This is a genomic window from Vibrio sp. V08_P9A1T1 (assembly GCF_963874405.1).
GTDB lineage: Bacteria > Pseudomonadota > Gammaproteobacteria > Enterobacterales > Vibrionaceae > Vibrio > Vibrio anguillarum.
Genome location: NZ_CAWNIB010000243.1, coordinates 1 through 24,077 on the forward strand (window position 1 = coordinate 1; position 24,077 = coordinate 24,077).

At 46.3% G+C, this 24,077-nt stretch carries 21 protein-coding genes and 1 pseudogene; 4 read left to right on the top strand and 18 right to left on the bottom strand.

Going from position 1 to position 24,077, the window contains the following annotated elements:
- Nucleotides 1-39: 39 nt before the first annotated feature.
- The 13 genes from AACT21_RS09900 to pilM all read right to left on the bottom strand — a co-directional run bounded on the left by AACT21_RS09900 (nucleotide 40) and on the right by pilM (nucleotide 12,404).
- Nucleotides 40-804, bottom strand: coding sequence for a substrate-binding periplasmic protein (locus AACT21_RS09900; protein ID WP_088718007.1), 765 nt, complete (start codon nucleotides 802-804; stop codon nucleotides 40-42).
- Between the two features lie 155 nt (nucleotides 805-959).
- Nucleotides 960-1,976, bottom strand: a complete 1,017-nt coding sequence (gene trpS / locus AACT21_RS09905; RefSeq protein WP_013855895.1) for a tryptophan--tRNA ligase — start codon at nucleotides 1,974-1,976, stop codon at nucleotides 960-962.
- A gap of 154 nt (nucleotides 1,977-2,130) precedes the next feature.
- A complete protein-coding gene (locus AACT21_RS09910; protein ID WP_026027427.1) occupies nucleotides 2,131-2,817 on the bottom strand; it encodes a phosphoglycolate phosphatase in 687 nt (228 codons plus the stop codon).
- Nucleotides 2,818-2,912: 95 nt separating this feature from the next.
- A complete protein-coding gene (gene rpe, locus AACT21_RS09915; RefSeq protein ID WP_013855893.1) occupies nucleotides 2,913-3,587 on the bottom strand; it encodes a ribulose-phosphate 3-epimerase in 675 nt (224 codons plus the stop codon).
- Nucleotides 3,588-3,699: 112 nt separating this feature from the next.
- Complete coding sequence (locus AACT21_RS09920; RefSeq protein ID WP_013855892.1) at nucleotides 3,700-4,530, bottom strand: Dam family site-specific DNA-(adenine-N6)-methyltransferase; 831 nt, start codon at nucleotides 4,528-4,530, stop codon at nucleotides 3,700-3,702.
- Between the two features lie 69 nt (nucleotides 4,531-4,599).
- The gene (locus tag AACT21_RS09925) at nucleotides 4,600-6,099 is read right to left on the bottom strand and encodes an SPOR domain-containing protein (protein WP_013855891.1); all 1,500 of its coding nucleotides are present in this window, start codon (nucleotides 6,097-6,099) and stop codon (nucleotides 4,600-4,602) included.
- A gap of 48 nt (nucleotides 6,100-6,147) precedes the next feature.
- Complete coding sequence (gene aroB, locus AACT21_RS09930) at nucleotides 6,148-7,236, bottom strand: 3-dehydroquinate synthase (RefSeq protein ID WP_094163553.1); 1,089 nt, start codon at nucleotides 7,234-7,236, stop codon at nucleotides 6,148-6,150.
- A gap of 24 nt (nucleotides 7,237-7,260) precedes the next feature.
- The gene (aroK, locus tag AACT21_RS09935) at nucleotides 7,261-7,782 is read right to left on the bottom strand and encodes a shikimate kinase AroK (protein ID WP_010317691.1); all 522 of its coding nucleotides are present in this window, start codon (nucleotides 7,780-7,782) and stop codon (nucleotides 7,261-7,263) included.
- Between the two features lie 186 nt (nucleotides 7,783-7,968).
- Nucleotides 7,969-9,654, bottom strand: coding sequence for a type IV pilus secretin PilQ (locus AACT21_RS09940; protein ID WP_445285940.1), 1,686 nt, complete (start codon nucleotides 9,652-9,654; stop codon nucleotides 7,969-7,971).
- A gap of 53 nt (nucleotides 9,655-9,707) precedes the next feature.
- Nucleotides 9,708-10,229, bottom strand: a complete 522-nt coding sequence (locus AACT21_RS09945) for a pilus assembly protein PilP (RefSeq protein ID WP_017047272.1) — start codon at nucleotides 10,227-10,229, stop codon at nucleotides 9,708-9,710.
- Nucleotides 10,216-10,809 (bottom strand): type 4a pilus biogenesis protein PilO, encoded by a 594-nt coding sequence (locus tag AACT21_RS09950; protein ID WP_013855887.1) that lies wholly within the window; start codon nucleotides 10,807-10,809, stop codon nucleotides 10,216-10,218. The genes AACT21_RS09945 and AACT21_RS09950 overlap by 14 nt, the downstream gene beginning before the upstream one ends.
- Nucleotides 10,802-11,404, bottom strand: coding sequence for a PilN domain-containing protein (locus AACT21_RS09955; protein WP_047690569.1), 603 nt, complete (start codon nucleotides 11,402-11,404; stop codon nucleotides 10,802-10,804). The genes AACT21_RS09950 and AACT21_RS09955 overlap by 8 nt, the downstream gene beginning before the upstream one ends.
- On the bottom strand, nucleotides 11,394-12,404 hold the full coding sequence (pilM, locus tag AACT21_RS09960; RefSeq protein WP_094163557.1) for a type IV pilus assembly protein PilM: 1,011 nt from the start codon (nucleotides 12,402-12,404) through the stop codon (nucleotides 11,394-11,396). Before pilM ends, AACT21_RS09955 begins: the two co-directional genes overlap by 11 nt.
- Before the next feature lie 149 nt (nucleotides 12,405-12,553).
- Here pilM and AACT21_RS09965 point away from each other — a divergent pair, with 149 nt between their 5' ends.
- Entirely contained in the window at nucleotides 12,554-15,052 is a 2,499-nt protein-coding gene (locus AACT21_RS09965; protein WP_094163559.1) for a penicillin-binding protein 1A, read from the top strand.
- A 35-nt stretch (nucleotides 15,053-15,087) separates the two neighbouring features.
- On the opposite strand, the gene oxyR is transcribed toward AACT21_RS09965, so the two are convergent.
- On the bottom strand, nucleotides 15,088-15,978 hold the full coding sequence (oxyR, locus tag AACT21_RS09970) for a DNA-binding transcriptional regulator OxyR (RefSeq protein WP_026027425.1): 891 nt from the start codon (nucleotides 15,976-15,978) through the stop codon (nucleotides 15,088-15,090).
- 146 nt (nucleotides 15,979-16,124) lie between these two features.
- Here oxyR and AACT21_RS09975 point away from each other — a divergent pair, with 146 nt between their 5' ends.
- The 3 genes from AACT21_RS09975 to AACT21_RS09985 all read left to right on the top strand — a co-directional run bounded on the left by AACT21_RS09975 (nucleotide 16,125) and on the right by AACT21_RS09985 (nucleotide 18,821).
- Nucleotides 16,125-16,853, top strand: a complete 729-nt coding sequence (locus AACT21_RS09975; protein WP_013855882.1) for a redoxin family protein — start codon at nucleotides 16,125-16,127, stop codon at nucleotides 16,851-16,853.
- Nucleotides 16,854-16,966: 113 nt separating this feature from the next.
- Nucleotides 16,967-18,436 carry a dihydrolipoyl dehydrogenase gene (locus AACT21_RS09980; protein WP_094163564.1) on the top strand — a complete coding sequence of 490 codons (1,470 nt, stop codon included), beginning with the start codon at nucleotides 16,967-16,969 and terminating at the stop codon, nucleotides 18,434-18,436.
- Nucleotides 18,437-18,566: 130 nt separating this feature from the next.
- Entirely contained in the window at nucleotides 18,567-18,821 is a 255-nt protein-coding gene (locus AACT21_RS09985) for a DUF3624 domain-containing protein (protein WP_013855880.1), read from the top strand.
- 193 nt (nucleotides 18,822-19,014) lie between these two features.
- Here AACT21_RS09985 and argH read toward each other — a convergent pair whose 3' ends face one another.
- From argH to argC, 4 genes and pseudogenes are all read right to left on the bottom strand, one after another.
- Nucleotides 19,015-20,889 (bottom strand): argininosuccinate lyase, encoded by a 1,875-nt coding sequence (gene argH / locus AACT21_RS09990; RefSeq protein ID WP_094163561.1) that lies wholly within the window; start codon nucleotides 20,887-20,889, stop codon nucleotides 19,015-19,017.
- Between the two features lie 129 nt (nucleotides 20,890-21,018).
- Entirely contained in the window at nucleotides 21,019-22,242 is a 1,224-nt protein-coding gene (locus AACT21_RS09995; RefSeq protein WP_017043213.1) for an argininosuccinate synthase, read from the bottom strand.
- 93 nt (nucleotides 22,243-22,335) lie between these two features.
- Complete coding sequence (gene argB, locus AACT21_RS10000) at nucleotides 22,336-23,127, bottom strand: acetylglutamate kinase (RefSeq protein ID WP_010317663.1); 792 nt, start codon at nucleotides 23,125-23,127, stop codon at nucleotides 22,336-22,338.
- Between the two features lie 23 nt (nucleotides 23,128-23,150).
- A pseudogene (argC, locus tag AACT21_RS10005) lies at nucleotides 23,151-24,077 on the bottom strand (N-acetyl-gamma-glutamyl-phosphate reductase); the annotation flags it as partial.

Genomic DNA, 24,077 nt, shown 5'->3' on the forward strand with positions numbered 1-24,077 from the left:
AAACAAGGTGCTCCGTACACGACAAACACCTTAGTTTGATTATTGTGGCTGGCTAAAAGAGAGGTAGCGATCAAAGACCGCCTGCGCGCGACCAGTTTGCTGCGCATCGAGAAAATAGTCATTAAGCTGATTTAACAGCGGCATCGAATTTTCTAAGCTACGGCGAACTTGCACGTGGTACGGCTTGTTTCTAGCGAGAAAATGATGAACGATTGGCCGATCAATTTTATATAGACCCAACTGAATTCCACCATAAATGGGTTCAATTTCACTCACAAACCAATCACACCGCTCTTTTTGCAGCATATTCAGCGCTTGCTGTACGGAATTTAAATAGAGAGAGGGTTCTCTAGACAGCGCAAAATTCTCATAATTAAAGCCATTAACTCCGCATAATACGCCATCAACGGATGGATCTTTTAAATCTTCATGGTTGTCTGGCAGCGTAAAATAACCGAGTTGAATCGTATAAAGCGGGACCGAAAAATAGCTGTACTCAGCCCTTTCTGCGCGATAACTTGCATCCCATGTCAAATCGCAGCGACCGCGCTCTTGCGTCAGTTCATGTTGGACTCGCGCCCAAGGCATAAAATAAAACTGGTAATCGATGTTGTGAGATTTTAATGCGTCCAACACCAGCGTTGTGGCTGAGCCAGTCAAGGAATCGGCTTTTTCTTGATACGAGCTCCCCTGCCAATAGGTGAACGGGGGCCAAACATTCACATCACCAACACAAATACGAACTGGCTCTGCGGCGGCGGCACTACAGATGAACATCAATCCTAATAACAGCAGTCGTCTCATGTTCAAAACTCATCATCATGGTTATGATTTAAAGTGTAGACCTAAGCCTACAATACAAAGAGAAAGATCAAATTTTATTAAGCAGAAGTAAAAAATAAAGCTAGGAAAACCTAGCTTTATTTAATGCGAAAGGAGTTAGATTGTCGCAGGAAAAACTAAGGACGCTCGACAAACCCTACCGCTTTAAATGCTTTTTTCAAAGTGATCGCAGCGCGGGCCGAGGCTTTTTCTGCACCCGCTTTCATTACTGAATCAAGATATGCGCGATCTTCTCGAATGCGCGCGTATTCAGCTTGAACAGGCTCCAGCATGGCAACCAGCGCTTCGCCAACATCTTTCTTGAAAGGGCCGTACATCTCAACACCTTGATATTGCGCTTCAATCTCAGCAAAGCTTTTGCCTGTCGCCGCAGAGTACAAACTCATCAAGTTGGAGATGCCCGCTTTGTTTTCGGTATCAAAAGCGATGCGCGGTGGCGTTTCAGTATCTGTCTGAGCCTTATTAACCTTCTTGATAATCGACTTTGGATCTTCCAGCAAAGTGATGACATTCTTACGGTTATCATCTGACTTAGACATCTTTTTCGTCGCATCTTGCAGGCTCATTACTCGCGCGTTCACTTGAGGAATGTAAGGCTCTGGAATGGTGAAGATCGGCTTTTCAGGACTATAGATGTTGTTAAAACGAGTCGCGATATCTCGCGCAAGTTCTAAGTGCTGCTTTTGGTCACTGCCCACGGGTACTTGGTGCGCGCCATAAAGTAGAATATCGGCCGCCATCAACACCGGATAACCGAATAAGCCCGCATTCACATCGTTCGCATAACGTGCTGATTTGTCTTTGAACTGAGTCATGCGGCTCAATTCACCCATCTGCGTGTAGCAGTTGAGAAGCCAACCCAATTGAGCATGCTCTGGTACGTGTGACTGAACAAATAGCGTGCTCTTTTTAGGGTCAACACCAACTGCAAGACAGATTGACAATGCATCTAACGTGGCTTCATGCAGTGCTTTCGGATCTTGACGAACCGTGATCGCATGCAGGTCAACCACGCAGTATTGACAATCATAGTCATCTTGCATCTGTTGCCATTGACGTAGAGCACCCAAATAGTTACCGATACTTAGTTCACCTGACGGTTGAACACCACTCAATACAATGGGTTTGCTCATAGGGATGATTTCCTTGCTACTTAAAATGAGATAAGACTGAAAATGTCTGTGAAAAAAACCGCGCTTATTCGCTAAGTGATACTTGATTTAGCGATAACGCGGTTTATGCAGTGTACTCATTGACGAGTATTTTACTAGCGCATTGTGTGAACTTTTATGCTGAAACTCGCAACACATCAAGCAATTGGTCGATACAGTCCGCCACGTAATCAGGGTTGGAAGCTGAAATGGGCTCACCGTGATTGTAGCCATAAGTCAAACCAAACGAATAACAACCCGCATTTTTAGCCGCTAAAATATCGTTTTTCGAATCCCCAACCATCAACATTTCCTTGGCCGTTAGTTGATGTTTATCCAATAGCCAGTTAAGCGCCATTGGATCAGGTTTTTTGATCGGGAAGGTATCACCACCAATCACATCACTAAAAAAGTGCTCAATACCATGTTGTACCAATACGTCAGGTACAAACTTAGACGGTTTATTGGTCACCAAAGCTAATGTGAATCCAGCACTGTGTAGCTGCGCTAAGGTTTCTTTCACTTGGGGATATAAATGGCTCAGTTTATGGCCCGTTTGGGCATAAAATTCATCAAAACGCTCACGAGCGGTGGCTTTGATCTCATCGCTAAGATCAGGGTTGATGGTTAAACTTTGGCTAAGTGAGCGAGCGATCAGCACATCTGCACCATTGCCGACGTAATCACGCACTTGCATTTCTGATACTGATGAATAGCCTAACGATTGTACCGCTTGGTCGGCGGCTACGGCTAAATCTGGCACGCTGTCGAGCAAGGTACCATCGAGATCAAAGGCGATTAATTTAATTGAGCTTAAAGACATCTTAACTTCCGAATAATAGACAAGGGGCACAAAGCCCCTTGTTGCGTTATAAGTATGTTGCGTAGTGATTATTGAGGTGTAGTCAGTATTATGACTTAGCGCGCCACTTTGGCTAATTCTGCGCGCATCTCATCAATCACAGTTTGGTAATTAGGTTGACCAAAAATAGCCGAGCCTGCGACAAACATATCTGCGCCCGCTTGTGCAATTTCACGAATGTTATCGACTTTGACCCCACCATCAATCTCAAGGCGGATATGACGACCCGATTGCTCAATCAATTGACGCACCGCGCGCAGTTTATCCAACGTATGCGGAATAAAAGATTGGCCACCAAAACCAGGGTTAACCGACATCAGCAAAATGAGGTCCACTTTATCCATAATAAATTCGAGATGCGCAAGTGGCGTAGCTGGGTTGAGCACTACACCCGCTTGGCATCCGTGCTCTTTGATCAATTGCAATGTGCGATCAACATGATCAGAAGCTTCCACATGAAAAGTGATCATCGAAGCCCCTGCTTTGGCAAAATCAGGAATGATGCGATCAACTGGTTTCACCATCAGGTGAACATCAATCGGTGCCGTAACACCATAGTCGCGCAGCGCCTTACAAATCGGAGCACCAAAGGTCAAGTTGGGAACGTAGTGGTTATCCATTACATCAAAATGGACAACGTCTGCCCCAGCGGCAAGCACTTTCTCAACATCTTCGCCAAGACGAGCAAAATCTGCTGAGAGTATAGATGGGGCAATTAGGAAATCTTTCATACCTGACCTCTTAGGCTAGTGGGCGCAAATGCGTGATGAGCAAAATTCGCCCGCAATTCTACCTAAGCTGGCCAAGATATCCTAGCGCGACACCCGATTTAACTGCGAAATGTTAACCTTCGCATTCCGCTGTATTGAACAGCGCCAACAACTCATCTACTTTGTTGCGCCCTGCTCCATTACGGCTAATGGTGCGCTTAACCTTGACCACGTTAAGTTCTGCACCATGATATAAACGGCGCGTTAACTTAGTGTCATGATTGGAAATCAGTACCGGTATGCCACGATCATTGGCGGCTTTTTCGGCGACATCGGCCAATGAGGCTTGATCATCCAATGAAAAGCCATTACCAGAATAAGAAGTAAAATTGGCGGTAGTAGAGAGTGGCGCGTATGGCGGATCGCAATAAACAACACAGCCCTTGCGAGCACGACGAAACGTCTCTTCGTATCCTTCGCAAATAAAGGTCGCTTTCTTGGCTTTCTCGGCAAAAAACTCCAATTCTGCTTGCGGGAAATAAGGCTTTTTGTAGGAACCAAAAGGCACATTGAAACCGCCTTTTTTGTTGTAGCGACATAAACCATTAAAACCAAAACGGTTCATGTATAAAAACGCCAACGAACGATACAGTACATCATCGGTTTTATTGAACTCTTTGCGAATATCGAGATACGCTTCTTTACGGTTGTTATCGGCCGTGAACCAACGCTTAGATTCGGTGATGTACAGTTCAGGTTGATCTTTGATCAGGTTGTACAAGTTGATGAGATCAGGATTGATATCGGCCAACAAATACTGTTCAAAATCAGTATTGAGGAACACAGAGCCAGCACCAACAAAGGGTTCAACCAGTTTACGCGCTGGCGGCAGGTGACGTTGAATCTCTTCGACTAGGCCATACTTACCACCAGCCCATTTAAGAAAGGCACGCTGCTTCTTCATTTACTGCTCTATCTTTCAACCACGAAATAAGGCTGCGGAATGTAACATATTTTTGCGTCAAGCTCAGCGTTATTTCGCACGATCAATCTCTCGCTGTACTTGGCTGAGTGATTTGGCCCAAGGGCCTTGCAATTGCAACGCTTTCGGTAAGGTTTCAACGGCATCACGCGCAAACTGGATGGTTGGATAATTACCATAGGTGATGATGTACCACTCCACATCATTGCGTGCTGTCGGATAAATACGCACCTTTTCTTGCAGCGCGTAGGTGTTAATAAAGTTTTGTGCTTCAGCAAGCGAACTGACTGCCGCTAATTGCAAAGTATAACTGCGTGGCGAGAAGGCTTTGAGTTCTTCTCTCGCAAAGGAGAAGGTGATTTTCGTTGGCGCAGCAGCAGTGGCAGTCTCACTTACTGGCACAGTTTGCGCCGTGCGGTTTTGTGCATCAGCAAGTGCATTATTAATCACTGACGTATCGGCTTTGGTCGAATTGCCTTCCAAAAGAGCATCCACAACATCAGACTCAATCACCACTCGTTGCTGATCGCTGTCAATTATGCCCACGCTCTCTGAATTCTCCATCACATCGGGTGGTAACGAACTGGAATCATCTTCAGCATCTAAATAACTCGGGTCACTTTTCGCAAGCTCCTTCCCATTATTGGTGGCGTCAGTTGCTGAATCATCGTTAAGCGTATTGACTGTTGGTGCAGCAGCATCCCCGAGCGTCGGAATCACCGTCTGCTCGAGTGTGCCTGTAATTTGCGACGCTTGCTCATCGGGTGAGGGCTGGGTAAATAGCCACCAGTAACCACCACCGATGATGAGCAGAAGCAGTAAAACCAAGGCAGCGATCTGCACAGGAGAACCGATAATCGAACGGATGATGATCCTTTTTTCCATTTTCTGCTCTCCTAATGCCATGATTTCCCCAGGCACGCGTTTCACCTTTTTGTAAGCGTTGCGTACGCGGCGCTCCATCTCATCGGGTACATAACGCATGACCAGATTTTCAAAAAAGCGATCCGCTTCTTCATTGCTTAGGGCTTCAATCTCAAGCTCTACGGGTTTATGCTCTTGTCCGTAGCTTAAACGAGTCAGCAAAGCATCAAGACTATTGGCTTGTGCAAATAATACGACATTGATGGTCCACAATGGATTGGCTTGTGCTTCTAACACCAGCATCCATAGCTCAGACACTAAGGTTTCGGAGAGTAGATGAGCGTCATCGACAACAATCACCACATCACAACCGCCACCATCAAGCAGGCGAGCTAAGCTGTCAGAAAGTGTATCGTGAGGATTAAATAACGGGCCTGAAACGATTTGGGTAAGAATGGTCGCTCGACGCTGCTGGTCATCTTGATTGGGATGACACAGCAACAGAGATTGGTTTTTATCTTCGGCCCACGCTTCTAAATAACGCTGTGCTAACCAAGATTTACCAAAACCTAATCCACCACCAACGGTAATGACATTTGAGCCAAAATTGGTCAATAATTGCAAACGCTCAAGTAGCTCGACTTGCGAATCTAATTCCAATATACGTAATTCATTCGCCAAACTCATTAGGCCGTCCTACTGACAGACAACTGTCAAATTAGTATCAATGAAGATTTACAGGGTGCGGCAGAAGTCAATCGCTTGTTCAATGACCGCTTCGGGTACACCTTTCACTACTTGTGATGTACCAATACTGGTTGGTAGCACCAAACGTAGTTCGCCTGAAAGCACTTTTTTATCACGCATCATGTGTTGCATAAAGTCAGAAAACGACATGCTTTCGGGCGTATGAATCGGTAAATTTGCTCTTTTGAGTATAGAAACAATCCGCTCAACTTGCTGATCGTTAATTAAACCTTGTAACTGCGCCGTTTTAGCGGCCATCACAGTTCCGGCAGAAACCGCTTCACCGTGTAGCCAATTACCATACCCGAGCTGCGCTTCAATCGCATGACCAAATGTATGACCTAGGTTCAACAACGCGCGAATTCCCGACTCTTTTTCATCTTGAGCGACCACATCGGCTTTAATTTGACAGCAGCGAGCGATGGCATAACTTAGCGCTTGCTCATCTAAGGCGTAGAGTTTATCGAGATTCTCTTCCAACCAGACAAAGAAATCATGATCGTAAATGATGCCATATTTGATCACTTCCGCCATACCAGCGGCAAATTCTCGCGCAGGTAAAGTCGCCAAACATTCAGTATCAATAATGACGGCTTTCGGCTGATAAAATGCACCAATCATGTTTTTACCTAAAGCATGATTGACTGCGGTTTTACCGCCAACGGAGGAGTCCACTTGCGAAAGCAGCGTGGTCGGTATTTGGATAAAATCGACTCCGCGCTGATAACAGGCTGCGGCGAATCCGACTAAATCACCAATCACACCACCACCTAAAGCGATGATCACCACATCACGGCTGTAATTACCTTCCAGCAGGTAACTCATCACCGTGTTAAATGTATCTAAAGTTTTGTACTGCTCGCCATCTAGCAGTTCAAGCAAGGAGACGTTACAAGCATGCGGTGCAAGAAGGGCGAAGATTTTATCCGCGTACAAAGGCGCGACCGTCACATTACTGATGACGACGACTTTTTGTTTGGCCGATAAGAAAGAAAGGAGGGCCGGATCATTAAATAATCCGGCGCCAATTGAGATTGGGTAGCTACGCTCATCTAAACTGACCGTAATCCGTTCCATGGTTTGCACTCCAAAATAAAGAACTTAGGAATGTTCTTCTAGCATTTTTACGATCTCGTTGGCTACCACTTTTGCACCTTGATCGTCAGTACGAACCGTAAAATCAGCGATCTCAGCGTAAAGATCGTTACGTTCATCAGCCAAGCATTCTAAGACTTCACGTGGATTGTCTGTTTGAAGCAATGGCCGTTTTTTGTCACGGTTCGTGCGTGCAAGTTGTTTTTCAATCGTCGTTTCAAGGTAGACCACAATACCACGAGCAGATAAACGATTACGGTTTTCTTTACTCTTAACAGAACCACCGCCTGTTGCGAGTACAATACCTTGTTTCTCGGTTAGGTCATTAATTACAGCTTCCTCACGTTTACGGAAGCCCTCTTCACCTTCGACGTCAAATACCCATGCGATATCTGCGCCTGTACGCTCTTCAATGACTGTATCTGAGTCTAAAAACTCCATATGCAGTTGTTGAGCAAGATGTCTACCAATTGTACTTTTGCCGGCGCCCATTGGGCCAACAAGGAAAATATTGCGTTTCTCAGCCATGTTTAGCAGTAATTTACAACGTTAATTCAATGACATCGCCACAAGATTAGCCAGTATAATACTGACCGTTAAGACGCTCGTGGCACCTATTCCTCACAGATGATTCGTGATAAGACCCGAAATTATCTAGATATGGTGCCACTAATGCAACTTTATTTTTTAACCAATCGCAATATCAGCCGTAAGTTATTGAATGACGACTTTCGGTGTCACGAAAATCAGCAGCTCACTTTTGCCCACTTGCTCATAGGAACGGCGGAACAATGCACCAAGTAATGGCAAATCACCAAGCAATGGCACCTTATCCACCGTATTGTTGACGCTATGTTGGAATATTCCACCAAGGACCACGGTTTCTCCATTATTGACCAATACTTGAGTGCCAATACGCTGAGTATTAATTGCAACCGCTTCTCCCGTCCCTGTTTTTACAATATCCCCAGGCCGGTCTTGAGTGACACTGAGATCTAACACTAAACGATTATCCGGCGTTATCTGCGGCGTCACTTTTAAACTCAGCACCGCTTTTTTGAAGGCGACCGTCGTTGCCCCGCTGGAAGAAGACTCCAGATAAGGGATCTCCGTACCCTGCTCGATATAAGCTGGCTTCTTGTTGGTCGTGATCAAACGAGGGCTGGAAATAATCTCCGCTTTCGACTCACGTTGCAGCGCTGAAAGCTCTAAATCCAACAACATATCCGACCCCAACTTAGCCACTTGGAAGGCAATACTTGAGGCGTTAGCAGAGGTCGCCGCTAAGTTTACGTTAAGGAAGTCATCAACGGGCAATGTGCTTTCCCCCAACTTGCCCACTTGGAATAAATTACTTTCAATACTTCCGCCTGCGGTGTTGTTGCCATTGGTCGAAGTAAAGCCCCAGCGTACGCCAAGTTCATCCAAATTACCTTCGTTGACCGTAACAATGCGCGCTTCAATCTGTACCTGTTTGACCGGGATATCGAGCGATTCAACAATTTGGCGTATCACCACAATATTCTCAGCCAATTCACGGATCAGCAGTGAGTTGGTTCGCTCGTCGATACTGATGGAACCTCGCTCAGACAACATGCTGACCGCCCCTTCACCGCCAATCATCTGCGCAATATCAGACGCCTTAGCAAAATTAATTTTGATGATTTCAGAACGTAGATCGCCCAACTCTTCAGCCAAACGTGCCTTTTCAAGCTGCTGCTTTTCACGTAAATCCAACTCTTCTTTAGGTGCAACTAAAATCACATTGCCGTCAACACGCTTATCTAATCCCTTGACTTGCAAAATGATATCGAGCACTTGCTGCCAAGGCACGCCATCAAGCCGTAGCGTCAGATTACCAGTGACCGAATCTGAGACGACTAGGTTAAACGCGTTATAATCTGCGATAAGCTGCAAAACATTTCGCACAGGAATATCTTGAAAGTTAATCGAGATAAGCTTGCCCTCTTTCTCAAGAATGCTCTTCGACTTAGGTTTTTCTTGTTCTTTCAGTTTGCCAATTACCACCTCAAGGTATTTCCCTTTCAAGCTGTAATCATACTTAAACTCGCCATGAATGGTCGCCAGTAACTGTGTACTTGGCTCTTTGCGCAATACCTCGATACTCTCAACAACGGTTGCAAAATCTTTGACGTCTAAGACATACAGTTTCTCATTGGAGACATCCGTCTTAAGCAGTTCAATTTGTAAACCGTCAGCCACTTTCTGCACATTAACTACCGTCGAAGGTGATGCGAGTTCAACAATCAATACAGCGTCTTTGTTTTTATTGACTCGAAAATCAATGCCTTTAAGCTCGTTGGTCTGCGCCGTTTCTGCCGCCACACTTAGCCCTGCCATACTCAATAATAAGCCAAATAAGAGGCTCCGAAATACCATAGTCATTTGTGTCTGTAGTCCTTTAATCATAGTGATTTCTCTAAATTCAAATTCTATTTCAGAGCCAATTTGACGTTACGTTGATTCCAACAACCTAAGCCGTCTGGCAAGGTTTCATTGATCAGCAGGTAATTGGAATCAACTCGAGTAACTTTGCCGTGATTCAAACCTAAATATTGTCCCGCTTTCACGTTGACGACCTTGCCTTGGGGCGTTTGCACTAATGCCGATACCGCGCCCCCGCTACTCATCACGCCTTTTAATCGAAGTTGATTAAGCGGATAGCGCTCTAGCTGGCCATTTTTACTGCGAGCCGGAGGTTGCCAGCAATCTGCCTTCACTACAGGCTGATTTTGTACAATCGCTTCTTTAGGCAGCACAAAAGGTTCGCGGGATTCATGTTGTGCATAATGAGCAACTTCAAATTGAATAATGGGTTTTAATTTGGAGACTTCTTTGCGTGCTTGCCCCTCAACCTGCTCCACATAAACCTTCAATGAATCTTGATTCGCCTTACAACCAACCAATACGCTGGTACTAAACAGCACCATCAGCAGCAGATTATTGTTTTTCATCGTCCACCTCTTGCTTGAATTGATAGGTATAAGCGCGCACCCTAAAATGTAATGTACTGCTTTCCTGGCTAACCCGTTGCCAATCAACATCATCGAAATTAATAATGCGGGGCAATTTCGCGATCGCCTCTGAGAAATCACCAATGTCGTGGTAATTCCCAGTTAATTCGATATTGAGCGGCAAACGATACAGAAACTCTTTATTCTGTTTTTCTCCCCAATCAATACGTGTAAAGGTTAACGCATTATCTAGCCCTAGTTCATTGACCGATGCGAGCATGCTTGCGAGCTCTTTTTGCACGGGTAATTGGCGTAATAAAAAATCATAACGTTCAGTTAATTCATCCAGTTGAGCTTGCAACTGGGGTAAGGTGGCGGCTTTGCTGGCCTTAATCCGTAAGGTCGATTTCAGCACCTCTTCTTGCTGTTTTAAGTTCTGCAATTGCTCATTTTGAGGCATAAGATAGAACCACGCGCCAACGCCTTGAATAATCAGCATCAACACCAAAATAACCAGCAGTTGAGGCAGCAACGGCCATTCAGCCATTTCATCCATATCAAGATCTTGAAAACTAGTCATGGACAGCTCCTGTAGGCCGAATCTTGGTTAGTGCAGCGCCCTGTGGTGTCGGCGAATGAAACATAAATGACACTTTAAACGTCTGAAACTCCTTACCAAATCGCTTATTACCATGCACGATAGAGTGCATGTTGACATCGGAAAGTAAGGCTGATTTTTCAAAATTATCGAGCATGGTCGCAAGACGCGCAGTGCTGTCACTGATGCCCGTAATTTCAATTTCTTCACCATTCATTTTGATCTTATCGACGTAGACTCCTTCAGGCATAAGCTGTGGCATCAAGTTCATCAACTCGGTGGTTTTATTGCGTTGACTTTGCAATGACTCAACAACCGATAAGCGAGTTAATAGTGCCTTGTGTTCTTGTTCCGTCATTTTTAATGCATTGATCTGTTTATCAAGCTGCTGAATGTATTGATTCAAATAAGCCAAACGAGACTCTTGCTGCTGCGCTTGCCCAGAGAAATACAAACCGATACCCCATTGAATACCAACAGCGCTCATCACACCTAAGACGACCAAGCCCATAAAACGACGCTTATGCGCCGCTCTTTGTTCCTCTCGCCAAGGCAGTAAGTTAATACTATGCAACATGAGAAGACTCCAACCACTCGATACCACGCAGTGCAAGGCCAGCCGCGGTGCTAAAACTCTGCCCAGACTGCTTATCTCGCAGGCGTTTCGCTAACTTATTGTTAAACAGAAGGAAGGGATCGAGAATTTCGCACTCAAGCTTGAGACGCCACGAAATCTCTTGCGCCAACATCGGAGTATCTGCACCACCACCTGAGAGCCAAATGCCCGCTAAACTGCCCGCGCCATTGACGGAGGTGAAAAGCTGCAACTGACGTTGAAGTCGCTCGATCAACTCATGCACAAAGCGCTCGTTTTTATCGGCTAATTCCGCATTGGTGCCCGACATCGCGCTGTCTTGGGACAACCACTGACAACCGAGAGGGATTTCTTTATGAAAAGGGGCTTTATCAGTAAAATCAATACAGAGCGCCGTTTGGGTATGGCCCACATCCATGAGCATCCAATCGCTGCGATGTTGTGCCCTGCTCGCCAACTGCCAAATGTTTAACAAACTGTGTATTTGCACATCAACCGCGATCGGTAAAAAGCCCGCTTTTTGAGCCGCTAACGCACGGCTTTCCACGACGTCTTTACGAGTGGCGTAAACTTGATAACTTACGGTACTACTGCGACTTACGCTTTTTTCCATTACTTTGACGAAATCGAGACTCAGTTCTTCTATCGGGAACGGTGACTGATGAGAAAATGCCTGATAAATAGCAAACTCTTTTTCACGCGCCTGCAGGTCACTATCTATCTGTAATACCTTACTTATTACCGCATTGTCCGGTACCGATATGGCGACTTTGTGACTAAATAGTGGTAAACCCTTTCTTAGTTCTTTGAGTTTCTTTACAATTTTCTGATAATCCAGCGTGTGGTTATCGGAGAATATGTCCTCAGTAATAAATAATTCTTTATAACCGACGAGTGCATATGAATCACCCGCTAGCTTTAACACCACCGCTTTAATACTATGGTGGCCAATATCTATACCCGTAACCATTGATTTACCCATACGGCTTAGCTCCAGTAACGCTGCTTAGGCTTAGCTCGATTTGCTTATTTTGAGGTTAAATAAGCCACAATTTATTTTTAGAGCTAAATTTTTAGCCTAGAGTACAAGGGTTTGCATAAGGGCAGCCTTAACTAAACAGGGATTATCCGGTGAAGTTCATAAAGCGATTGTTATTACTTTCATTGATTTGCATTATTCTTGGAGTCACTACGATATTTGGCTTCTATTTTTACGTGAAGCCAGACCTCCCCGATGTAGCGACTTTACGTGATGTACAATTGCAGACACCGATGCAGGTCTATAGTCAAGATGGCAAGCTCATCGCCCAATTTGGAGAAAAGCGCCGAGTTCCGTTGCGTATTGAAGAGATCCCACCTGAACTTATCGAAGCGATTATCGCCACCGAAGATAGCCGCTTCTACGAGCACTATGGTTTTGACCCAATTGGCATCACTCGTGCTGCGGTCGCTGTGATCGCCTCAGGTAGCGCTAAACAAGGTGCAAGTACCATTACTCAGCAGCTTGCTCGTAACTTCTACCTCTCTAATGAGAAGAAGATCATGCGAAAAATCAAAGAGATTTTTATCGCTATTCATATCGAGCAATTGCTGACGAAAAAAGAAATCCTAGAGCTTTATCTCAATAAAATTTATCTCGGTTACCGATCGTATGGAATTGGAGCGGCAGCCCAAGTTTATTTTGGAAAAGAAGTCAAAGATTTAACACTGAGTGAAATTGCCCTGATTGCAGGACTTCCCAAAGCACCTTCAACCATGAACCCTATCTATTCTCTAGATCGCGCGACTAACCGCCGTAACGTGGTGCTACAGAGAATGCTTGATGAGAAATACATAACCCCAGCGCAATATGCGCAAGCCCGCTCTGAGCCCTTAATGTCGAAATACCACGGTGCTGAAATTGAACTTAATGCACCTTATGTGGCAGAAATCGCCCGTTCATGGATGGTGGAGCGCTATGGTGAAGAGTCGGCTTATACCTCTGGCATGATTGTCACCACAACAGTAGATTCCAAACAGCAGCAAGCCGCGAGTAAAGCTGCAATCAATAACCTACTCGCCTATGATGAGCGTCATGGCTATCGCGGTGCTGAAAAAGTAGTTTGGAAAGAAGGCCAAACGCCATTGAATGAACAGCAACTGGCCGAGCACTTAAATAATGAACCGACTTATGGAGATTTATTACCAGCCGTCGTTACCCACGTAAGCAGCCAATCGGCTACGGTTTGGGTTAAGAACCAAGGATTGCAGACCATTGAATGGCAAGGCATGAACTGGGCTCGCCGTTTCTTAACTGATTCTCGACAAGGACCGGTTCCGAGTACAGCGACGGAAATCATCGCCGCTGGTGAACAAATTTGGGTACGTAATCGTGCTGAATACAGTGATGACCATACCACCGATGAAGCACCACAGTGGTACTTAAGCCAAGTACCCAATGCCAACACTGCCTTTGTTGCCATGAACCCAGAAAATGGTGCGGTACTGGCGCTGGTTGGCGGCTTTAACTTTGTGCACAATAAATTTAACCGTGCGACTCAATCGGTGCGCCAGGTCGGCTCAAGTATTAAACCCTTTATCTACTCTGCCGCCATCGATAAAGGCATGACCTTAGCGACGCTCATTAATGATGCGCCGATTAACCAGTGGGACCAAAGCCAAGGTACAGCATGGCGTCCTAAAAACTCACCACCGACTTATATTGGCCCAACTCGTCTTCGCGTTGGCTTGGCTCAATCCAAAAACGTGATGGCGGTGAGAGTGCTACGCGCTGTTGGGCTGGATGAAACACGTGAATATCTCACTCGCTTTGGTTTTGATATTGACCAAGTACCACGCTCAGAAACCATTGCCTTAGGTGCGGGAAGCTTAACGCCGGTTAAGATGGCGCAAGGCTATTCCGTGTTTGCCAATGGTGGCTATTATGTTGAACCCTATTACATCAGCAAAGTTGAAGATCCCTTTGGCAAACTTGAGTATCAAGCCACACCAAAAGTCGTTTGCCAACAGCAATGCACCCCAGACACAAATGAGTTCGATGAGCAAGATGTTGCATCGCACTATGCTCCACAAGTCATTTCCGAACAAAACGCATTTCTTGTCCGAGAGATGATGTACAGCAATATTTGGGGTGGCGGAAATTGGCGTGAAGGAACGGGTTGGAATGGTACAGGCTGGCGTGCACAAAAGCTGGGGCGTCGTGATATTGGTGGTAAAACAGGAACGACCAATGACTCCAAAGATGCGTGGTACAACGGCTATGCACCGGGCATGGTCGCTATTGCTTGGGTCGGATTTGATGATCATAACCGCAACTTAGGTAGGACAACCGAAAACAGCAATGTAGATGACGATGGTGTATCCGGTGCGGAAGCGGGAGCAAAAACGGCACAACCTGCTTGGATTGATTTTATGCGTCAAGTACTGGTCGATGTGCCAGCGCAAGACAAACCCATTCCCGCCAATATTGTGCGGGTAAGAATCGATATCGATACCGGCTTGTTAACCAATAAGTTTGATTCAAGCTCGATGTTTGAATACTTCATTCAAGGCACAGAGCCAACCGAGTATGTCGCAGAGAGTGTCTCTGACAACATCTACTCTTCACCTACAGGTGAAGAGCTATTCTAAAGCTCAGTAAAAGAGGCTAAATTTAGCCTCTTTTTTTATTTCTCATTTAGCTTTGTTTTGATTGCATGAGCCAACTGCTCAAAACGCTGCCTCAATGGCGATCCCGGCCGATAAGCTAATACTAAGCGGCGTGAAGGCTGCGGGTTGACCGCTTTAAGGTAACAAACGCCATCCTTCTCTTTGACATCTGGTAAAGAGAGTTCAGGTAACAGGGTAATTCCCCCACCCGCTGCGACCATATTACGCAGCGTCTCTAAGCTGGTCGCTTTAAAACGTTCGTCATCTTTTGCGCCTGCCGCAAAACAGAAGCCTAAGGCTTGATCGCGTAAACAATGACCGTCACCTAAAGCCAATACCGTTCGCCCTTTCAAATCCAACATACTTACTTCACTTTTTGCAGCCCATTCATGCCCACTAGGCACGGCAATACTCAATGCTTCGTCATACAGATCAATCTCTTTAAAGTGAGCCGTTTCCGCAACGGAGGCCAACACTAAACAATCGAGTTTTCCATCTTCTAACTGGCGCACAAGCTGTTGGGTTTGCGCTTCGTGTAAATAGAGCTCCAGTTCAGGAAATTGCTCTTTTAAAAAAGGCACAATACGCGGCAAAAGGTAGGGGCCTAAAGTGGGAATGAATCCAATATGGATAGGACCACTCATCGAGCCGCCTTGGCCGCTGGCCATATCTCTGAAGGTTTTGATTTCACTTAAAATACGCTTGGCCTGATCGACCAATTGTAGGCCCGAATCGGTGAACAACACTCGGCGACTGCTGCGCTCTAATAATACTGTTCCCAGCTCATCCTCCAGTTTGCGGATCTGGCCACTGAGTGTTGGCTGGCTCACAAAACAAGCTTCTGCTGCTTTACGAAAATGTTTATGTTCAGCTAATGATACTAAGTACTCAAAATCACGAATGTTCATCTTCAAGCTCAATAGAATCCACCTATCAAAACCATAGCATCAAACGATTGGAGCTATCAAAGGTTTTCTTCCATAATGGCTTCAACAAATGAGAGCAGCGGCTCTTAAAATCATAACCTAACTTAGAAAATCACAAGGAAAATAGAATGTTAGTATCTAAAGAAGGCCAAGCGGTACCACAAGTCACTTTCCCTACTCGTCAAGGTGATGCTTGGGTTAATCTCACAACAGATCAATTATTCAAAGGTAAAACCGTTATCGTATTTAGCTTGCCAGGTGCCTTCACCCCAACCTGTTCATCAAGCCACTTGCCGCGTTACAACGAACTGTACCCGGTGTTTAAAGAGCATGGCGTTGATGACATCCTATGTGTTTCGGTGAACGATACCTTTGTGATGAATGCTTGGAAAGCAGACCAAGAAGCAGAGAATATTACTTTCATTCCTGATGGCAATGGCGAATTTACTGACGGCATGGGTATGTTAGTTGATAAAAGCCAAATCGGTTTTGGCAAACGTTCATGGCGTTACAGCATGTTAGTCAAAGATGGCATTATCGAAAAAATGTTTATCGAAGCTGATGAACCGGGTGACCCGTTCAAAGTATCAGATGCTGACACCATGCTGAAATACATTGCACCTAACTATAAAACACAAGAATCGGTTACCGTATTTACTAAACCAGGTTGCCCATTCTGCACTAAAGCAAAACAACTCTTGATTGACCACGGTCTTCAATATGAAGAAGTGGTATTGGGTAAAGATGCAACCACAGTGAGCTTACGAGCTATCACAGGCCGTACCACCGTTCCGCAAGTTTTCGTTGGTGGTAAACACATCGGCGGCAGCGAAGAGCTAGAAGCTTACCTGGGCTAATCACACCTGCCCTAGGAAAATCTTCCTAGGGCATCCTCCTCATTTAGACTCAATGACAGCATTATTAAATGTTGCCATCGACTATCCACATTCCAAATTTAGAGAAAGCGATGATGAAACAGTTAAACGTTGATGTAGCCATTATTGGTGGTGGGACCGCAGGACTCGGCGCTTATCGTGCAGCAAAAGCACATACGACTAGTGTCGTCATGATCGAAGGTGGCCCATACGGAACCACATGCGCTCGCGTCGGCTGCATGCCATCTAAGTTACTGATTGCGGCCGCTGAAAGCGTCCATCACATCCACAAAGCTCCTGCTTTTGGTGTTCATCCTCAAGGTGAAATTGTCATTAATGGACGTGAAGTGATGGCGCGGGTAAAACGTGAACGTGACCGCTTTGTCGGATTTGTGCTTGAAGGCGTTGAGGAGATCCCCGCTGAAGACAAAATCTCAGGCTACGCCCAATTTATCGACAACCACACCCTACAGGTCGACAACCATACACGAATCAACGCCAAGCGGATCGTGATTGCTACCGGTTCTCGCCCAGCCTACCCCGCGGTATGGCATGAACTTGGCGATCGCTTAATCATTAATGATGACCTATTTGAGTGGGACGACTTACCGGAATCTGTTGCCGTATTTGGCCCGGGAGTTATTGGCTTAGAACTAGGTCAAGCCTTACATCGCTTAGGGGTAAAAGTGAAGCTGTTCGGCATTGGTGGACAAGTTGGCCCATTAACCGACCCTGATGTGATGGCTTACGCCGATAAAACGTTTAAAGAAGAATTCTATTTAGACGCCGACGTTAAAGTGGAAAGCATGAAACGCATTGCTTCTCCAACAGGCCAAAACGACAAAGTTGAAATCCAATTCATCAACCGTGAAGGGCAGCTCGAGACATTTGTCGTTGACTATGTGTTGGCGGCAACCGGTCGTCGCCCGAACGTAGATAAATTGGCAATTGAAAATACCGATGTAGCCCTTGATGCGCGTGGCGTACCAGCGGCCGATTACTATACGCTGCAAACCTCTGTAGACAGTATTTTCATTGCTGGTGATGCAAGTAATCAACTGCCACTGCTTCATGAAGCGGCCGATCAAGGTCGTATTGCAGGGGATAACGCTGGCCGCTACCCAGATATTCGCGCCGGGCTTCGTCGTTCCTCTATCTCAGCGGTTTTTTCAGACCCGCAAATTGCGATGGTCGGTGAATCCTACAAACAGCTAACCACTCGTTTGGGAAATTGTGGCTGTTTTGCTATCGGTACTGTGTCGTTTGAAAATCAAGGCCGTTCACGCGTCATGCTGCGCAATAAAGGGTTATTGCATGTGTATGGCGAACAAGGAACAGGGCGATTTTTAGGCGCTGAAATGATGGGGCCGAATGCAGAGCACTTGGCTCATTTGCTGGCGTGGGCACATCAAAATCAGATGACGATTTCACAGATGTTGGATATGCCTTTTTATCACCCCGTAATTGAAGAAGGCGTGCGCACCGCGCTGCGTGATCTAAACGCTAAACTGCATTTAGGTCCTGAGATGATAAAGCATTGCATGGACTGCGGTCCGGGCTGTTAATTTTCAACATCCATTCATGCGGTCGCCCTTGTGCGGCCGTTTTTTATACGCTTTAGTTTCAGCCGCGCCTTAGACTCACACCTTCGCGCACGTTATACTGCCGTTATTTTCTCTTTCAATGAACGCGCTTATGCCTTGCAATAACTGCCAATCTTCGTGGTTTTGGAAAAAAATCGGTCGCTGCCAACGTTGTATGGATCAGCTCACTGTTTTGTCTGTTGGGTGCTGGCTTGTGTGGTGGTGGTTATGCAGGGAGAACCCTAAAACCATTGAATCGATCAGCTTGCTAATAGCGGGTTTTGCCTTTAACGGTTTGCTGTTTTTACATCTGTGGATGAAGTTTGTGGTACTCCCTTGGCGTAAGCGGCAAGGGCGCGACAAATAAAAAGCTAAAGAGCACAAAAGAAAAAGCCCCAGAACCAATAGTAGGTTTGGGGCCTTCTTAGATTCTTCTAAGAAAAAGCAGTGGTACAGTTATAGACCACGCTTTTCTTAAATTGTTCCGTGATCATTCGATCTTTTTGAGATCTTTTTCCAAGGCCTCATTAACGGCAATGATCGCCTTGGTAATCAACGTATTAAGCGACGTTGACTCGCTTGATGATCTGCTCAACCAAATTGATCTCAAGCGCCACTTCATCACAAGCGTGCTGCCGTGGGCATTGTTCACAATCTTTAAGCACTTTCTCTGGCAGTAAGCTTTTTGAGGTTGGAATAAAATCATGCTTCATGAAAAACTCTGGCGTTCGAGTCAGAACAAACACTTTCTTAATCGCCATTTGCCGCGCTTTATTCACCAAATACGAGACGATCGCTTTTCCTTGTCCTTGACCTTGCCAACCTGCTTCTACACCAAGCGAACGAATTTCAGCCAACCCAGAGTCATAGACATATAACGAGGCGCATCCCGTCACTTCACCATGGTGTTCCGCCACGGCAAATGAACCAATATCGCGCACCAACTCATTGCGTGAACGGGGCAAGTTTTCTCCCATATTCGCCCAATAAGTGACCATACTTTCTAGCGTTTCAATATCCGTCAAACGGGCAGGACGAACTTTCACCGCCGTGGCGTCACGTTTGTCTAAACGCGCTTTGGCTTGATCAACCGCATAGGCCACTTGTTTTGGCGAAACGCCACCTAAAGCGCTGCGTTTTTCTAAGCAAGATTCAATGGTGAGAATCGCATAAACATCATCTTCAATGACCGACGAAAACTCTTTAAGCTCGGCAAGGGTCAGTTCTTCAAGCGCACACCCTTTCGCAATCGCGCCAACCACCGCTACGCCCACAATATGGTGCGCTTCACGGAAAGGGATCCCTTTGGCGACTAAATAATCAGCTAATTCGGTAGCATTGGCATAGCCTTGTTTGGCCGCTTCTAAAGTCCGTTCGGTTTTAATTTTGATGCCATCAAAGCAAAGCGCAGCCATTTCCATGCAGTCGTTCCAAGTATCCAGCGCGTCAAACAGCCCTTCTTTGTCTTCTTGCATATCTTTGTTATAAGCCAATGGTAAGGCTTTGACCGTCATCATCATGCCCGCAAGCGAGCCATAAACACGGCCAGTTTTGCCACGGATCAGCTCTAATGCATCAGGGTTTTTCTTTTGCGGCATCAAGGATGAACCCGAAGTCACGGTGTCAGCCAGTTCGATAAAACCAGACTCACCCGAGTTGTAGAAGATCATATCTTCCGCCAAGCGCGATAAATGCAGCATCGAGATCGACGCCACCGACATCAATTCCATCACGTGATCTCGGTCGGATACTGAATCGAGCGAGTTACGCGTGGCACGGCGAAACCCTAAATGATGAGCAAGCTGTTCACGATCAATCGGATAGGCCGTACCTGCCAGCGCGCCGGAGCCAAGCGGACAAGTATCAAGGCGCTTAATCGCATCATTTAAACGAGAGTAATCACGCTCAAACATTTCAACATAGGCCAAACACCAATGCGCAAAGGTCACTGGTTGCGCACGTTGCAGGTGGGTATAACCGGGCAAAACCGTCGCTTGGTGCTGCTGAGCAACCGACACTAGTTTCGTTTGCAGGCGATCTAACCCCAACAGTAATTGCTGACCTTGCTGGCGGCACCACAATTTTAAATCGGTCGCGACTTGGTCATTACGAGAGCGCCCAGTGTGCAGCTTTTTGCCTAAATCACCCACTTTGCTGATCAACTGCTGCTCAACCCAAGAGTGAATATCTTCTGCATCAGAGCGTAAGATCTGCTCAGGATCTTCCATCACTTCCAGTTTGAGTTCGTTGAGCGCAAGTTCTAGTTTTTGCTGCTCCTCTTCGCCCAAAACATTCACTGACACCAACGCCTTTGACCATGCTATAGAGCCCACAATGTCTTGTTCAGCCAATCGGTAATCAAAGCGAAGTGAATCGTTGAACTCTTTGAACCTCGTGTCTGCTGCTTGGGTAAATCTACCGCCCCATAATGCCATTGCGTATCTCCTGCTCTTAGGTCGCGACTGAGCGTGACCACATCAAATTGCTCAATCATTTTTATAATAAAGATCGCTACTAGAGCGATCTTTTATTGTTATTTTTGTGTCTCTACCTTGGGGGTTAACCTAGGCTTTATTCTTCTTTGCTTCGTTCAATGCTCTGATCCGGCTTGCCAACGAATAGAGACGAATGAAGCCGCCCGCGTGGCTTTGGTCATACACAACATCTTCACCAAAGGTCGCAAACTCTTCCGAGTACAAGCTGTTTTCCGAACGTTTTTGCGTCACTGTCGCTTGCCCTTTGTAAAGCTTCACAACCACTTCACCATTAACATCCTGTGCCAGCTCATCGGCTGCGGCCATGATGGATTTACGCAGCGGAGTGAACCAACGGCCATCGTATACAAGATGCGACGCTTTGACACCCAGTTCTTCACGAAATTCGAATGAGGCTTTATCGAGCACTAACTGCTCAACAGCACGCAACGCTTCCATCATGATGGTGCCTCCTGGGGTTTCATAACAACCACGAGACTTCATACCAACCAAACGGTTTTCGACGATATCGATACGACCAACTCCGTGTTTAGAGCCTTTCTCATTAAGGTAAACGAGTGCGTTGTAAGGCGTCATCAGTTCACCATCGACGCCAACGACTTCGCCTTTCGCGACCTGCAGTGTGACAAACTCTGGCTCATTTGGCGCTTGCTCTGGATCCACAGTCCATACCCAGCAATCCTCATTAGGGGCGTTCCAAGTACTCTCAAGCACGCCACCTTCGGTCGAAATGTGCCACGCGTTCGCATCACGCGAGTAAATTTTCGTCAATGAAGCGGCGCAAGGAATGTTACGCTCAGCAAGGAAATCAAGACACTCTTCACGACTCACGATGTCCCACTCACGCCAAGGGGCAATCACATGTAAATCAGGCGCTAGGGCTGCAAACGCACCTTCAAAACGCACTTGGTCATTACCTTTCCCCGTACAGCCGTGACACAGCGCATCGGCACCCACTTTACGCGCTACTTCAACTTGCGCTTTGGCAATGATTGGGCGAGCCATTGACGTCCCAAGTAGGTATTTACCTTCGTAATAAGCGCCTGTTTTTAGTGTTGGGTAGATGTATTCAGCGACCATCTCTTCTTTAAGATCGACCACATAACACTCTGACGCGCCAGACGCTTTCGCTTTCTCTTCAATGCCGACCAATTCTTCTTCACCTTGGCCGACATCGGCAACAAAGGCAACCACTTCACAATCGTAGTTTTCTTTTAACCACGGAATGATTACCGAGGTATCTAGACCGCCAGAGTATGCGACAACGACTTTATTGACTTGAACCTTGCTCATCTTACTTTCTCCATTTCCCGGCGCTGCGCTTGGCGGTCAGTGCTCTGGGTGATTAATTACTTACAGCTGTTATCAACAACTGATTAAATACGTTTATTGAGGTAAAAATTGGGTCCCGATACTTTCGCCCGCAAACAATTTGCTGAGCTTATCTGGGTAACGCCATGTCGCCACTTCAATCGGGCGACCTAAATCATTTGCCGCTTCCAGCGCCGCTTTCACTTTGACAATCATGCCATCCGTGATCACTTTGCCTTTAATCAGCGCATTGGCCTGCTGCTCATTGAGGCTCGACAACAAATGGCCTTTGCCATCCAGCACACCGCTCACATCGGAAAGCAGAACGAGCTCTGCGTCCAATGCGCCAGCCACTGCAACGGCTGCTTGATCGGCGTTGACATTCATCATTTGGCCATCAGCGGTCAGGCCAATCGAGCTGATAATAGGCAAACCACCAGCGGCTAAAATCGCTTGCACGATTTGTGAATCACCAGGAGAAGCCTTGCCCACTGCGCCGAGTTCTGGATCCAACTCTTCGACTTTGCATAACCCGCCATCAGCGAGCGATAAACCAACCGCATTTAAGCCATCTTTAATCGCTTGCCCTTGCAGCATTTTGTTGGCTGTCCCAGCCAGCGCGCCTGCAATCAGCGGAATTTGGTCATAAGGCGTGACACGCAAACCTTCTTTCTTCACGGTTTTTAGTTGTAATTTCGCCATCAGGTCATCGACGAGATAACCGCCCCCGTGCACGATGACAATTCGTCGCTGAGCTTGGGCTTGATACAGTGCGATTGCGCCAAACAGTTTGCTTAGCGTTTCAGAACAAGACAGCGCAGCGCCGCCTAACTTAATCACTAATGGATTTTGCTTTGTATCTGTCATATTTAACCCTTACGCTTGGTGCGTTACACCAAAGCCGTTAGCTCAGAAAAACCGTAATGAATATTTAAACACTGCATCGCTTGGCTCGATGCCCCCTTTAATAAATTATCGATCGCGGACACGACGATAATATGCTCACCTTGCACTCGCCAACCGAGGTCGCAAAATGGCGTAAATTCAACATCTTTGATGCTCGGCAAGGTTGATTTGAGCCGAACCGCTGGTTTGTTAGCGTACGCCTTCTCAAAAGCATGGCTGACTTGTTGCTCTGAAATACCTGATGCAAGCTTCATCGTCACGGTGGCCAAAATACCGCGTTTGAAATTCCCTAAGTGAGGCGTAAAAATCACATCACATCCTAAATGGGCGACGATTTCAGGTTGGTGGCGATGAGTAAACACGCCGTATGGCTGTAAGCTCACTTCACAAAAACTGTTGGTTAATGTCGCTTTTCTGCCCGCGCCGGTGACACCGCTGGTGGCATTAATCACCGGCCATTGAGTTGTATCTAACAAACCCGCTTCAACCAAAGGCTTTATCGCAAGTTGCGATGCGGTCGGATAGCAACCTGCAACGGCGATCAATTGGCTCTGCTTAATTGCCTCATAATTCCATTCCGCCAGTCCATAAACCGCGTTTTCTAACCATTTAGGGTGTTGATGTTTAAAACCATAGTAATTTTGGTAAAAATCATCACCTTTGACGCGAAAAGCACCAGAAAGGTCGAAAACTTGACAATTTTGCGCAAGAAAAATAGGCGCGAGATCATGGCTCACCTCATGAGCCGTAGCTAAAAACACCACATCACATTGGCTTGCAACGCTCACCGGATCCACTAATGGTTGTACCTGCATGTCGACAATACCGGAGAGTTTGCCATGCAGCTAAGCCATTGGTTTTCCAGCATCTAGGCTATTGGCGGAAACATATAAACCTGATAGCGTGAGTTG